The sequence below is a fragment of the Sphingomonas tagetis genome (genome assembly GCF_024211275.1).
Taxonomy (GTDB): Bacteria; Pseudomonadota; Alphaproteobacteria; order Sphingomonadales; family Sphingomonadaceae; genus Sphingomonas; species Sphingomonas tagetis.
This window is the reverse complement of the sequence record NZ_JAMLDX010000002.1, coordinates 206,503-220,354: the sequence shown is the minus strand read 5'-3', so window position 1 is coordinate 220,354 and position 13,852 is coordinate 206,503. Positions and strand designations below refer to the sequence as shown.

Below are 13,852 nucleotides of genomic sequence, written 5' to 3'. Positions count from 1 at the left end.
GCGCGATCTGATCGCCGGCAATGTCTGAGTTGAACCCGATCGGGTTGTGCAGCGGCGCCGAAGCACCCCCTGGGGGGATTTTCTAGCCGATCTATTCAAGAAATTGGTGCGGTCGAGAAGACTCGAACTTCCACGGGCTTTCGCCCACAACGACCTCAACGTTGCGCGTCTACCAGTTCCGCCACGACCGCACTGATTTCTCTCCGCCGGTGACCCGGCGGCTGGTAAGGCAGCGGCCCCTAGCAAAGGGTAAGGGGGCTGGCAACACCGATCCGCAGCTTTCTTCTGTCATCGCCCGCCGCTACACCCGCCGGCCCATGACGTTGCCAGCCGATACCCGCGCCGAGATGCGCCGCATCCTCGCGCTGGCGTGGCCGGTGATCCTTACCAGCCTCAACTGGACGATCCTGCATGTCACCGATGTGGTGGTGGTCGGGCTGGTCAGCACGCACGAGGTGGCGGCACTGGGCGCGAGCCGCACGCTGACCTTTATCGGCATCGTCATGGCGCTGGGCTGGCTCACCGGCATCCTCGTCTTCGCCTCGCGCGCCGATGGGGCGGGGGACCTGGGCGCGACCGGCGCGGTGCTGCGGCAAGGGCTGGTGCTCGGCCTGATCCTCGGCCTGGTCAGCGGCGGCGCACTGTTCGTCTTCGCGCTGCCGATGCTGCTCGGCGTCGGCGTCGACCCCGGCATCGCGCCCGATGCGGCCAAGGTCGTGCGCACGATGGCGCTGGCCTATCCGTTTCAGCTGATCATCGTCGCGGCGAGCTTCTTCCTCGAAGGCGTCAGCCGCCCGCGCCGGGTGATGGTGGTCAACCTCGCGATCCTGCCGCTCAACGCGGTGCTTGCCTGGGTGCTTGCTACCGGGCAGTTCGGGCTGCCGCAGATGGGCGCAGTGGGTGCGGCGGCGGCGACGGTGGTTGCGGTGGTGATCGGCGCGGTCGCTATGATCGGCGCGGCGCTCACCCTGCCGCGCGCCGCCGAGCGTAAGGTGCGCGATTGGCGCGATTTCGGTACGCCCGCGATGTGGCGCGGCGTGTGGACTTTGCTGACCTTCGGCCTCGTCCCGGCCATCGCGTCGGGCCTCGAGCTTGCGGGCTTTTCGATCCTGATCGCACTGTCCACGCAATTGGGCGAGACGGTGACTCACGCCTTCCAGATCGTCTTCTCGGTCCACAACGTGACTTTCTCCTTCGCGCTCGGTCTCGGCTCGGCGGCGGGGGTGCGCGCGGGCAATGCGGTGGGCGAGGGGGTGCCGGCCGAGGCGGGCTCGCGCACCGCGATCGCCGCGGGACTGGCGGCGCTGATCCTCGGGCTGCTGGCAATCCCGTTGACCTTCGCGCCGATGCTTGCGGTCGGCGGTTTTCCGGCCAGTCCCGAAGTGGCGGTGATCGCGGCGATGATGCTCGCGGTGTGGGCGCCATTCATCCTGTTCGACGGACTTCAGGTCGTGTTCGTCTATGCGCTGCGCTCGCTCGGCGATCAGGTGATCGCGGGCGTCAACGGGATCGCCTCGTTCTTCGTGCTGACCGGCGCGCTCGGACTATGGACGGTGCATGCCGGCTGGGGGCCGATGGGGCTGGTCTGGGCGTCAGGGGCGGGGATGGTCGCTGCAGCGTTGCTCAACGGCATGCGGTTGTGGTGGGTTACTCGCCGGCTTCGCCCGAAAAGCTGAACTGGATCGACTTGCCGGTCGGCGGCACGTCGAGCTTGCCGCTGTTGAACTCGAGGCTCCCGCCCGGCGGTAGCGAGCGCGGCTCGGGCGTGATCGTCCAGTTGTAGACGATCGAATTATTGCCGTCGCGCAGTTCGGCCAGGATGTTGGGGACGCGCTGGCGTTCCTTGGTCGGATTCATCACCTGCCCGCTCACCACGAACAACTCGCCGCCATTGAGCCTTGGTTTGCGCTCGACCGACTGCGCGGTGAAAATCAGCGGCGTGCGCACGTCGCCGACCGGCAGCCCAAGCTGCGCGGCAAGTCCCGGCGCGCCGCTATAGACGATCGCGCCAGCACCCAGCAGCATCGACACGCCGGCGATGATCGCGGCGGCGGTCCAGCGCCGCTCAGGATTCCTGCGCGGCTTGAACGGCGGCTCATGCGCGAACGGGTCGTAATCGCGCGGCTGCGGCGCTGCGGTGGGCGCCGGCGGCGGTGGTGGCGAATAGGCGTCGGCGCGGATCACGTCGGCCGCCGGCCTTGCGATCATGCCCGCGGGTTCCTGATGCCAGCTGTGCCGGCAGCTCGCGCACCGCACCGTCCGCCCCTCCGCGCCGATCGCGGCGTCGGGGACAAGGTAACGGGTACGGCACTCAGGACATTCGAGGATCATCGCAAACTCGGCACGGGACGATGATGTCGCCGATCCCGAATCTAAACACTTGCCGCGACCACTTGGCAAGCACCGAGTGGCCGCGCTTGAGCCAGCCCGATGGCTGTGCGATGGCTTGGCACTCGGGGGTTGGGTTTTTCAGGAGCGGCCGGGCGCCGGCACATGGCCAATATCGTCCAGTTCGAGAATGTGGGGCTGCGCTACGGCACTGGCGCGGAGACGCTGAGTGACGTCAGCTTCACGCTGAGCGCGGGCAGCTTCTATTTCGTCACCGGCGCATCGGGTGCGGGCAAGACCTCGCTGCTCAAATTGCTCTATCTCGCCCAGCGTCCGACGCGCGGCATCGTGCGGCTGTTCGGCGAGGATGCCGGGGCGCTGCCGCGCAACCGGCTGCCCGGTTTCCGCCGCCGCATCGGCGTGGTGTTCCAGGACTTCCGTCTCGTCCCGCATCTGTCGGCGTTCGACAATATCGCGCTGCCGCTGCGTGTCGCGGGGATGCCCGAAAGCGAGATCGAGGGACCCGTGCGCGAGATGCTGGCCTGGGTGAACCTAAAGGACCGCGGCAACGCCAAGCCGCCGACGCTGTCGGGCGGGGAGCAGCAGCGTATCGCCATCGCCCGCGCGGTGATCAACCGGCCCGAAGTGCTGGTCGCGGACGAGCCGACCGGCAACGTCGATCCCGACATGGCCGAGCGGTTGCTGCATCTGTTCGATTCGCTCAACCGGCTCGGCACCACCGTCGTCGTCGCGACCCATGATTTCCAGCTGATCAACCGCATCCCCGATGCGCGCATGATGCGGATCGAGCGCGGGCGGCTGAGCGATCCAACCGGGGCGCTGCGCCACCCGCCTGGAAGCCCGCAAGGCCAGGCGCCCGCATGAGCTGGCTGACCTCCGACAATCCCGAACACCGCCTGCTCGACGAAAGCCGGAGCACGCGGTCGATGCTGTGGATCATGGCGATCATGCTGTTCCTGACGACGCTGGCGGCGGCGCTGGGCCTGAGCATGGCGAGCGCCAGCGCCGCGCTCGACCGGCAGCTCGCGGGACGGCTGACGATCCAGCTGGTCGAGGCCGATGCCGCCCGCCGCGACGCCGCCGCGCGCACCATCGTCCAGCGTGTAAAGGCGCTGGGCCAGGTGAGCCGGGTCGCGGAAGTTGATCGCACACGCCTGGCCGAACTGCTCCAGCCCTGGCTCGGCGATGCGGGACTCGATGCCGAGCTGCCGATGCCGGCGATGATCGACGTCGATCTCACCTCGGGCGATCCGGCGGCGGTTGCCGCAGTGACTCGCGCGGCACAGGCGGTTGCGCCCGCCGCGCGCGTTGATCGCCATGCGCAATGGCTCTCGCCGGTCGCCGTTTTCCTGACGACGATCACGCTGTTCGCCGCGGCGCTCGTGCTGCTGATGGCGCTGGCGACCACCGCGGTGGTGCTGCTGGCGGCGCGCGCCGGGCTGGACATGCATCGCGATACCATCGCCGTGCTGCACATGCTCGGCTCGACCGACCGGCAGGTCGCGCGGCTGTTCCAGCGGCGTATCGCGCTCGACACCTTTCTCGGCGGCGCGCTGGGCACTGCGGTGGCGCTCGGGATCGTATGGCTGCTGGGGCGGCAGGCCGGCACGCTGGGGTCCGAGCTGTTGAGCGGTGTCGCGCTGGATCGATCGGACTGGTCCATGCTTGGGGCGATTCCGCTCATCTTCGCACTGATGGCGATGATTTCCGCACGCGCCGGGGTGTTGCGCGCCTTGGGACAGACGCTGTGATCCTGCGCATCGTCTCGCTCGTCGCGCTGGCCTGGGCGCTCGGTTTCGCGCTGTTCATGCTCACGCTCGGCAAGCCGCTCGATCCGGGCGTGAAGACCGACGCGATCGTCGTGCCGACCGGCGGCGCGGGGCGGATCGATCGCGGCATCGCGGTGCTGAGCGCCAAGTCGGCCAGGCGCATGCTGATCACCGGCACCGATCCCACCGTGCGTCCGATCGAGCTGGCAGTGCAGTACAAGACGCCGCCGCGCCTGTTCCGCTGCTGCATCGACCTTGGCCATGACGCGGTCGATACGCGCTCGAACGCCGACGAGACTGCCGCCTGGGTGCGTCAGCGCGGCTACAAGTCGGTGCGGCTGGTCACCGCCGACTGGCATATGGCGCGCGCACGGCTCGAACTCAGCAACGCGCTCGGCGGCGAGGTCGAGGTGATGGGCGATGGTGTGCCGACTCAGCCGCGTTTCGCGATGCTGCTGCGGGAATATCACAAATATCTGGTGCGGCGGGTCGTGCTGCTGACGGGAATCGGCAATGGCTGACTGGCTGCGCAACATCGTTTTCGGGCTGGTATTCTACGGGGTGTCGGTGCCGATCGTGCTGGGCGCGCCGGTGGCGGCGCTGTTCGGGACGCCGTTTCTGCGGCGTTATTGCATGGGCTGGACCGGCTATGGCGTGTGGTGCGCCCGCGTGATCCTGGGCATCCACATTCGGGTCGAGGGCGAGATGGTGGCCGGTCCCGCGCTCTACGCCGCCAAGCATGAATCGATGTTCGAGACGATGGCGCTCGCCAACTATCTCGGCACGCCGGCGGTGGTGATGAAACAGGAGCTGGGCCAGATCCCGGCATGGGGCTGGGCTGCGCGCGGTTATGGCGCGGTGATCGTCAATCGCGAAGCTTCGGCCAAGGCGTTGCGGCGAATGATGACCGAAGCGCAGGGCGCGCTGGCCGAGGGGCGTTCGATCCTGATCTTCCCCGAGGGCACGCGGGTGGGCGTGGGCGAGACTCCGCCGCTGCGCTCGGGCTTTGCCGGGCTCTACCGCGTGCTCAAGCTGCCGGTGGTGCCGGTCGCGCTCGACAGCGGCCGGGTGTGGCCGCGCAAGGGGCTGAAACGGCCCGGTGTGGTCACGATGCGTTTCTTTCCACCGATCCCGCCCGGCCTGCCGCGCGAGCAGGTCGAAGACGACACCCACGCCGCGATCAACGCGCTGCAGAACCCCGAAGCTTAGCGCCATCGCCCGCGCTCGCGTCGTCCGCGGCGAGGCTCTCTGCCAGCAGGCCATTGGCTTCGGCGATGAACTGCTGCGTGATCTCCCGCGCGAACGGATTGAGGTTCTGGATCGCGAAGAACAGCTCCTTGCTGTCGTCGCGGATCAGCGCGCACAGCTCGAGTAGATGCTGGTAGCTGCTGGTCTTCAGATCCTCGTCGGGGATGCGGATATTGTCGAGCGTGCGGCCGATCAGGTGGGTGAGCGCCTGGACATAGGCCATTTCGCGGTCATGTTCCTCGGCGGTTGTGACCGAGACCTTGAGCCCCAGGCTGCGGCCGAACGCGGCGACGGCGAGGTGCCGATCGCCGCGCACCGGACACACCACCAGCGGCTGGCCGGCCAGCCCGTTGCGCGCGCTCTGCGGCCCGAACAGCGGGTGGGTGGCGACGATATCGACGCCTTCGGGTAGCGCGTCGGCCATCCAGCGCGCGGGCAGCAGCTTCACCGACGCCACGTCGAGCACCAGCGCGCCGGGCTGCACGATCGGCGCGACCCGTGCAATCACGTCCGCCATTGCCTGCACCGGTACGGCGAGCATGATCACGTCGCACGCCGCGGCCTCGGCCAGCGTGCCGGTGCGGACGCCCAGTTCGTCCGCCGCGGCAGCGATGTCACCGGTGTCGGCGGCGATCACGTCGAAATGCTCGCGCAGATGGCGCGCGGCGAGCTGGCCGAACCGGCCAAAGCCGATGATGCCGAAGCGCCTCATCGCGCGGCGGTCGTCCGCGCGTCGGCGATCAGCCGCTGGAGGATCGCGACCACTGCCTTCGTCTCGTCCTCGGTGCCGATCGTGATGCGCAGTCCGTGCGGCAGACCCTGGCCCGGCAGCCAGCGGACGATGTAACCGGCGTCCATCAGCCCCTTATACGCGGCCTCGGCGGTCAGCTCGCCCTCGAACAGCACCAGCACGAAATTGGCCTGACTAGGCACCGCGCGCAACCCGGCATTGCCGAGTTTCGCGATCTCGTCGTTGAACCAGCGGCGCCAGGCCGCATTATGGGTACGGGTATGCTCGACGAAGTCGGTGTCGTTGAGCGCCGCGATCGCGGCCGCCGTGCCGGCGATGGTGATGCTGAACGGCAGGCGGATGCGGTGCATCGCCTCGATGATCTCGGCCGAGGCATAGCCCCAGCCGATCCGCTCCGCGGCGAGGCCGTAGAGCTTGGAGAAGGTGCGCGTCACGAGCACATTGGGTGCGCTCTTCGCCAGATCCCACCCGCCGTCATCGATCTCGCCCTCGATATATTCGGCATAGGCGTGGTCGAGCACCAGCAGGATGTCGGACCGGAGGCCGGCATGCAGCCGTGCGATCTCCTCGCGCGTGGCATAGGTGCCGGTCGGGTTGTTGGGGTTGGCGATGAAGACCACCTTGGTCTTCTCGGTCACGCAGGCGAGAATAGCGTCCACATCGGTCGCGTAATCGCTGTCCGGCGCCACCACCGGCACCGCGCCGACCCGCCGCGTCGCGATCGGATAGACCGAGAAGCCGTAATTGACATAGATGATCTCGTCGCCCGGTCCGGCGAACGCCCCGGCGGCGAGGTGCAGCACTTCGTCCGATCCGTTGCCATAGATGATCCGCGCCGGATCGAGATCATATTTCGACGCCAGCGCCTCGCGCAGCTCGACCGCGCTGGCATCGGGATAGCGTTCGAGATTGCCGGCGGCGGCGGCGAAGGCCGCGCGTGCGGCCGGCGAGGTGCCGAGCGGATTTTCGTTAGATGACAGCTTCACCGCTTTGCGGCCATCATCGGTCCTGGACTTGCCCGGGATATAGGGGGCGATGTCCATGATCCACGGCTTGGGTACGGGTGCGTTCATGGCCCGCGCCTGTGCCCCGGAAGCGGATAATGTGCAAGGTTTGAGGCCGCGCGGCTTGTGCTAAGCAATGCGCGAAACAGGGGGACTGCAATGCGGGGCAACGAGACGATTTGGCGGGCGCTGCAGCTGGCGCGGCGGCAGGATCTGGCGGCGCGTGGCAAGGCGCCGGCCCGGCCCGGTCCCTCCGGGATCGGCCGGCGCGCGCTGCTTCAGGGCATGGCGGCGGGCGGTGCCGCGGCCGGATTGCCCGCGCTTCCCGCGGCGGCGCTGCCCGCATCAGGTCGGGTCGCGATCGTCGGCGGTGGGATTGCGGGGCTGTCGGCGCTGCATCACCTGAGCCAGGCCGGCGTCGATGCGCGGCTGTACGAGGCGCGCAATCGCCTCGGCGGGCGCATGTACACGCAGCGCACCGCCGAGGGGCAATATTTCGAAGCGGGCGGTCAGCTGGTCAATTCGGACCATGACGACATCCACGCGCTCGCCAAGACGTTCGGCGTGCCGCTGGTCGATCGCAAGGCCGGGCCGCACCACTCGGTGGTGCTGGTCGATGGCCAGCTGGTGCCGCAGGCCGAGCTGGTCAAGCTGCTCACCCCGCTCGCCGCGCGGATCGCCCGCGATTCCGAGGCGGTCGATGCCAGTTCGCGCGCCGCGGCGGTGATCGATAATCTGTCAGTGAAGCAATATCTCGACCGCCATGCCGCGCTGCTGCCCGATCCGCGCATCCGGCGGCTGATCGAAGCGAGCATCCGCACCGAATATGGCGCCGAACCCGATGAGGCGTCGGCGCTCCAGCTGATCTTCAACCTGCCGACCGTGAAGGGCGAGCATATCGAGGTGCTGGCGGGCAGCGACGAGCGCTACGTCATTTCCGGCGGCAGCGGCCACCTCGCCGCCGTCATCGCCGACAAATATCGCAACCGGATCGAGACCGGGCGGCGGCTGCGCTCGATCCGCGAGACGGGCCGGGGCGTTGCGCTGTCGTTCATCGACGGCACCGCGGCTGAGGCCGATATCGTGATCGTCGCCACCCCGGCGCCGATCCTGCGCCAGATCGACTTTGCGGTGTCGCTGCCGGCGCGCTGGCGGGCGTTCATCGCCGAAGCCGATCTTGGCCGCAACGAGAAGGTCCAGACCACCGCCAACGCCACCCCCTGGGCGGGCGTGCTGGGATCGGGCGGCGAGCTGTGGGACGCATCGTCGGGCTATTCGCTCGGCTGGGACGGCACGCTGCAAGGTGTGGAAGCGGGCGGCAAGCCGATCTGGAACTGGTTCCTGGGCGGCGATCAGGTCGCGGCCGCCAGCGCAAAGCCCGATGCGCTCGCCGCGGCGCTGGCGCAGCAGGCCGAACCCGCCGTGCCCGGCCTGTCGCAAGCCATCGCGGGCGGTACGGTCCGCCGCACCAACTGGTGCAACGAGGCGCTGACGCTGGGTGCCTACACCAACAGCGCGCCGGGGCAGCTCACGCGTTTCGGCTCGCTCTTCTGGATCGAATCCGACACGCCCGCCGAGCGCCAGCAGGCGGTGGCAGGCCGCGTGATTTTCGCCGGTGAGCATGTGTCGGACGCCTGGGTCGGCTTCATGAACGGCGGCGCGCAGACCGGGCGGCTCGCGGCGGAAGCGGTCGTCGCCGCGCGGAGGCGGCGCCGCGCCGCTTGAACGCGCCAACGCTCGGCCCTAACAACCCGCCCATGTCAAACGACGAGCGGTTCGGCCTCGCACGCCATGTCACGCTGCCGGGGCCGCTGCGCCTCGACGGCGGCGCGCTGCTGTCGCCGGTCGAGATCGCGTATGAAACCTATGGCACGCTCGCGGAGGATGGCGGCAACGCGATCCTGATCTGCCATGCGCTGACCGGCGACCATCACGTCGCCTCGCCGCATCCGGTGACCGGCAAGCCGGGCTGGTGGACGCGCATGGTCGGACCCGGCAAGCCGATCGACCCCGAGCGCCACTTCATCGTCTGCGCCAATGTGCTGGGCAGCTGCATGGGTACGTCGGGTCCGGCGACGGTCAATCCCGCGACCGGCCAGCCTTGGGGCATGAGTTTCCCGGTCATCACCATCCGCGACATGGTGCGCGCGCAGGCGATGCTGCTCGACCATCTCGGCGTCGGGCGGCTGAAGGCGGTGGTCGGCGGGTCGATGGGCGGGATGCAGGCGCTGAGCTGGCCCGCGACCTTTCCCGATCGGGTCGAGGCGGCGGTCGTCATCGCAGCGACCGCGCGGCATTCGGCGCAGAACATCGCTTTCCATGAGGTCGGGCGGCAGGCGGTAATGGCCGATCCGGCATGGCAGGGCGGCGCCTATTATGGCGGCGAACCGCCCGCCGCCGGCCTCGCCGTCGCGCGCATGGCGGCGCACATCACCTATCTTTCCGAAGCCGGGCTGACCGAGAAGTTCGGTCGGAAGCTGCAGGCGCGTGAGGCCAAGACGTTCGGCTTCGACGCGGACTTTCAGGTGGAGAGCTATCTGCGCCATCAGGGCCTGTCGTTCGTCGACCGGTTCGACGCCAATGCCTATCTCTACATCACGCGCGCGATGGACTATTTCGACCTGGCTGAAGAGCATGGCGGCATTCTCGCCAACGCTTTCCGCGAGACCCGCGCGCGCTTCTGCCTCGTCAGTTTCGACACCGACTGGCTCTATCCGACGCGGGAGTCGCGCGCGATCGTCCACGCGCTCAACGCTGCGGGTGCACCGGTCAGCTTCGTCGAGCTGTCATCGCCTTACGGTCACGACGCCTTCCTGCTCGAAGCACCCGAGTTGAACCGCGTCGTCGATGGCTTCCTCAAGGCGGGCCGATGACAGCGCTCCGCCCCGACCTCGCGATCATCGCCGCCAATGTCCGCCCGGGCAGCCGCGTGCTCGATGTCGGCTGTGGCGATGGTGCGCTGATGGCGGCGCTGCGTGACGAGCGCGGCTGCGACGCGCGCGGGCTGGAGCTCGATCCGGTCGATGTCGCCTCGGCGGTCGGGCGCGGGTTGTCGGTGATTCAGGGGGATGCCGACACCGATCTTGCCGACTATCCCGACGCCAGCTTCGATTACGCGATCCTCAGCCAGACGCTGCAGACGACGATGCGCCCGCACGTCGTGCTCGATCATCTGCTGCGGATCGGCGAGCGCGCAGTCGTGTCCTTCCCCAATTTCGCGCATTGGCGCGTGCGCGTGTCGCTGTTGTGGGGCGGGCGGATGCCGGTGACGCGGCTGTTGCCGGTGGCGTGGTACGAGACGCCCAACATCCACCATGTCACCATCGACGATTTCCGCGCCTATGTCCGCGAACGCGGGATCACGGTCGAGCAGGCGTGGTTCCTCTCCGGCGATCAGCTCACCAGCGCCGCCGCGGCGAATTTCCGCGCCGAGCACGCGGTGTTCCTGCTGCGGCGATAGCTGCGTGACGCGGGCGGTTTCGCCCGTTACGACTTGAGCCATAACAAGGTTCAGGAGACTCAAGGCATGCGTCACTCGGTCGCCGGCGTCCTCGCCGCGCTTTTCGTCATGGGTCAGGCGCAAGCTCAGACGCAGCCCGCCGAAAAGCCGAAATGGGACGTCAACGCGCCGCAGGGGGCCGTGCTCAAGCAGGCGGCGATCGACACCGACGAAGGCACCTGGATGGATGTCGACGTGTCGCCCGACGGCCGCACCGTCGCCTTCACCTTGCTCGGCGACATCTATACCATGCCGATCGCCGGCGGCGCGCCGGTGCGCATCGCCGAGGGGCTGGCATGGGAAGTACATCCGCGCTTCTCGCCCGACGGCCGCCGCATCGCCTTCACCTCGGACCGGGCGGGCGGCGACAATATCTGGATCATGAACGCCGATGGCAGCGACAAGCGCCAGCTGACCAAGGAGGATTTTCGCCTGCTCAACCAGCCGAGCTGGTCGCCGGACGGGCAATATATCGTCGCCAAGAAGCACTTCACCACCGCGCGCTCGCTCGGCACGGGGGAGGTATGGCTCTACCACGTCTCGGGCGGCAGCGGGGTCAAGCTGGTCAAGCGCGCCAACGAGAAATTGCAGAAGGAGCTGGGCGAGCCGGTCTATGCGCCGGACGGCAAGTCGGTGTTCTTCACGCGCAACATCACGCCGGGAAACACCTTCGAATATGCGCAGGATTCGAACACCAACCTGTTCAACATCGAGCGCTACGACATGGAGAGCGGCGAGACGACCACAGCTGTCTCCGGCCTTGGCGGCTCGGTCCGTCCCGCGCCGTCGCGCGACGGGAAGAAGATCGCCTTCGTTCGCCGCGAAGCCACGCGCTCGAAGCTCTACGTCAAGGACCTGACCACCGGCGAGGAGCGCAAGATCTACGACGCGCTCGATCAGGACGTGCAGGAGACCTGGGCGGTCACTGGCGTCTATCCCAATATGGCGTGGACGCCCGACGACAAGTCGGTGGTGTTCTGGGCGGATGGCAAGCTGCGCCGCGTCGACAGCGATGGGTCGAACGCCGCCGTGATCCCGTTCCGCGTCGCCGACACCCGCGCGGTCGCCGCCGCCCCGCACCCGCAGATCGAGGTTGCGCCGGCAAGCTTCGCGACCAAGATGCCCAAATTCGCCGCCGTCTCGCCCGACGGGGCGCGCGTGGTGTTCGAGACGCTGGGCAAATTGTGGGTTCGCCCGGTTTCCGGCGGCGCGCCGAAGCGGCTGACCAGCCTTGCCGAGGATGCCGGGCTCGAGCTGTTCCCGTCCTGGTCGCGCGACGGCAAGTCGATCGTGTTCGTCGAGTGGAACGATGCGAAGCTCGGCCGTGTCCGCATGGTCTCCGCCAGCGGCGGCGCGGCGCGCGACGTGACGAGCCAGCCCGGCAATTATGCCCGCCCGAGCTTCTCGCCGGATGGTCGCACGATCGTGTTCGAGAAGGGCGGCCAGACCGGCCTGACCGCACCCGGCTGGGCCGACAATCCCGGGGTCTATCGCGTCGCGGCAGCCGGCGGCGTGCCGCAGCTGGTGGCGCGGGGCCTCGAACGCCCGCAATTCGCCGCCTCCAATGACCGCGTGTTCATGATGGAGGAGGGCGACGGCAAGAACTCTCTCGTCAGCACCAATCTCTTGGGCGACGACAAGCGCGTCCACGCGACGGGCGAGCTCGCCAACGACTTCATCGTCGCGCCGGATGGCCGCAGCATCGCCTTTCGCCAGAATTATCAGGCCTATGCCATGCCGCTGATGCCGGGCGGGCAGGAGGTCTCGGTCGGGCCGAAGGCCGATGCGCTGCCGGTGGTCAAGGTGAGCAGCGACGGTGCCGACTACATCCACTGGTCAGGTGATGGCGCGCGGCTGCACTGGAGCACCGGGCCGACGTTGTTTACTGCTGACCGCAGCGCCTTCTTCGCCAGCGCGCCGGGCGGCGCGAAACCGACGGTCACTCCGCGCACAGCGTCGCTGTCGATGCAGGTGCAGGCCGCCCGGCCCACCGCCCGCATCGCACTCACAGGCGCGCGTGTCGTCACCATGAGCGGCGCGGACGGCGGGATCATCGACAATGCCACGATCCTGATCGAGGGCGACCGCATCGTGCAGGTCGCGCCGACCGCCGCGATTCAGCTGCCCGCTGGCACCAGGACGATCGACGTCACCGGCAAGACGATCATCCCCGGGCTGGTCGACGCCCATGCCCACGGACCCTATGGCGCCGACGAGCTGGTGCCGCAGCAGAACTGGTCGCTGATCCAGAACCTCGCGCTCGGCACGACGACGATCCACGACCCGTCCTCGTCCGCGCGCACCGTCTTCCCCGCCCAGGACCGCCAGCGCGCGGGCAAGCTGCTGGGCCCGCGCATCTTTTCGACCGGCGAGATCGTCTATGGCGCGAAGAACGCCAACGTCTATGCCGAGATCAACAGCTACGAGGATGCGCTTGCGCATGTCCGCCGGCTGGAGGCGCAGGGCGCGCATTCGGTGAAGAACTACAACCAGCCACGCCGCGAGCAGCGCCAGATGGTCGTCGCCGCCGCGCGCGCCGAGGGGATGCAGGTGGTGGCCGAGGGCGGGTCGCTGTTCGGCATGGACATGAACATCATCGCCGACGGCAATTCGACGCTCGAACACAACATCCCCGCCGACATCTTCTACAAGGATGTCGTGCAGATGTTCGGCCAGTCCGACACCAACTACACGCCGACGCTGGTCGTCAGCTATGGCGGTATGGCCGGCGACCCCTATTGGCGGCAGGCCACCGATGTGTGGAAGAACCCGCTGCTGGTCCACACCCCGCCGGAGCGGCTGCGCGCCGACACCGCGCGCGTGACCAAGGCGCCCGAGGACAATTTCGTCGATGACGACAATGCGCGCGAGGCGATCAAGATCGCCAAAGCGGGCAAGCTGGTCTCGATCGGCGCCCACGGCCAGCAGGCCGGTATCGGGTCGCACTGGGAACTGTGGAGCTTCGTCCGCGGCGGCATGACTCCGATCGAAGCATTGCGCGCGGGGACGATCGATTCGGCGCGTTCGCTGGGGTTCGCAAAGGACATCGGCTCGATCGAGCCGGGCAAGCTCGCCGATCTGGTGGTGCTCGACGCCGACCCGGTGGCGGACATCCGCAATAGCGACAAGGTCAGCCGCGTGATGCTCGGCGGGCGGCTGTACGATGCGAGGACGATGAATGAGGTGGAGACGGGGACGACGAAGCGGGCGGCTTATTGGTGGGAGTGAGGGA

General features: G+C 68.2%; 12 protein-coding genes and 1 tRNA gene. 9 read left to right on the top strand and 4 right to left on the bottom strand.

All coding sequences use genetic code 11. The features are described from left to right. Positions 1-104 precede the first annotated feature (104 nt). Positions 105-191: transfer RNA gene (locus M9978_RS03695), tRNA-Leu, on the bottom strand. A 126-nt stretch (positions 192-317) separates the two neighbouring features. Between M9978_RS03695 and M9978_RS03690 the strand changes: the two genes are divergently transcribed. Beyond that, positions 318-1,676, top strand: a complete 1,359-nt coding sequence (locus M9978_RS03690) for an MATE family efflux transporter (protein ID WP_254291509.1) — start codon at positions 318-320, stop codon at positions 1,674-1,676. Here M9978_RS03690 and M9978_RS03685 read toward each other — a convergent pair. Beyond that, entirely contained in the window at positions 1,648-2,331 is a 684-nt protein-coding gene (locus M9978_RS03685) for a zinc-ribbon domain-containing protein (RefSeq protein WP_254291508.1), read from the bottom strand. The two genes, M9978_RS03690 and M9978_RS03685, sit on opposite strands and share 29 nt — an antisense overlap. 162 nt (positions 2,332-2,493) lie before the next feature. Between M9978_RS03685 and ftsE the strand changes: the two genes are divergently transcribed. From ftsE to M9978_RS03665, 4 genes are read left to right on the top strand one after another with little or no spacing between them, the layout of a single operon-like run. Then, on the top strand, positions 2,494-3,213 hold the full coding sequence (ftsE, locus tag M9978_RS03680) for a cell division ATP-binding protein FtsE (RefSeq protein ID WP_254291507.1): 720 nt from the start codon (positions 2,494-2,496) through the stop codon (positions 3,211-3,213). Further along, on the top strand, positions 3,210-4,100 hold the full coding sequence (locus M9978_RS03675; RefSeq protein ID WP_254291506.1) for a cell division protein FtsX: 891 nt from the start codon (positions 3,210-3,212) through the stop codon (positions 4,098-4,100). The genes ftsE and M9978_RS03675 overlap by 4 nt, the downstream gene beginning before the upstream one ends. Next, a complete protein-coding gene (locus M9978_RS03670; protein ID WP_254291505.1) occupies positions 4,097-4,639 on the top strand; it encodes a YdcF family protein in 543 nt (180 codons plus the stop codon). Before M9978_RS03675 ends, M9978_RS03670 begins: the two co-directional genes overlap by 4 nt. After that, positions 4,632-5,327, top strand: coding sequence for a lysophospholipid acyltransferase family protein (locus M9978_RS03665; protein ID WP_254291504.1), 696 nt, complete (start codon positions 4,632-4,634; stop codon positions 5,325-5,327). Before M9978_RS03670 ends, M9978_RS03665 begins: the two co-directional genes overlap by 8 nt. Here the strand turns inward: M9978_RS03665 and M9978_RS03660 are convergent. Beyond that, entirely contained in the window at positions 5,299-6,078 is a 780-nt protein-coding gene (locus tag M9978_RS03660) for a prephenate dehydrogenase/arogenate dehydrogenase family protein (RefSeq protein ID WP_254291503.1), read from the bottom strand. The two genes, M9978_RS03665 and M9978_RS03660, sit on opposite strands and share 29 nt — an antisense overlap. After that, entirely contained in the window at positions 6,075-7,190 is a 1,116-nt protein-coding gene (hisC, locus tag M9978_RS03655; RefSeq protein WP_254291502.1) for a histidinol-phosphate transaminase, read from the bottom strand. Before hisC ends, M9978_RS03660 begins: the two co-directional genes overlap by 4 nt. 90 nt (positions 7,191-7,280) lie before the next feature. On the opposite strand from hisC, the gene M9978_RS03650 reads away from it, so the two are divergent. From M9978_RS03650 to M9978_RS03635, 4 genes are all read left to right on the top strand, one after another. Continuing rightward, complete coding sequence (locus M9978_RS03650) at positions 7,281-8,846, top strand: flavin monoamine oxidase family protein (RefSeq protein WP_254291501.1); 1,566 nt, start codon at positions 7,281-7,283, stop codon at positions 8,844-8,846. Positions 8,847-8,878: 32 nt separating this feature from the next. Beyond that, positions 8,879-9,994 (top strand): homoserine O-acetyltransferase MetX, encoded by a 1,116-nt coding sequence (metX, locus tag M9978_RS03645; RefSeq protein ID WP_254291500.1) that lies wholly within the window; start codon positions 8,879-8,881, stop codon positions 9,992-9,994. Beyond that, positions 9,991-10,581, top strand: coding sequence for a methionine biosynthesis protein MetW (metW, locus tag M9978_RS03640; protein ID WP_254291499.1), 591 nt, complete (start codon positions 9,991-9,993; stop codon positions 10,579-10,581). Before metX ends, metW begins: the two co-directional genes overlap by 4 nt. Before the next feature lie 66 nt (positions 10,582-10,647). Beyond that, on the top strand, positions 10,648-13,848 hold the full coding sequence (locus M9978_RS03635) for an amidohydrolase family protein (protein ID WP_254291498.1): 3,201 nt from the start codon (positions 10,648-10,650) through the stop codon (positions 13,846-13,848). Positions 13,849-13,852: the final 4 nt, after the last annotated feature.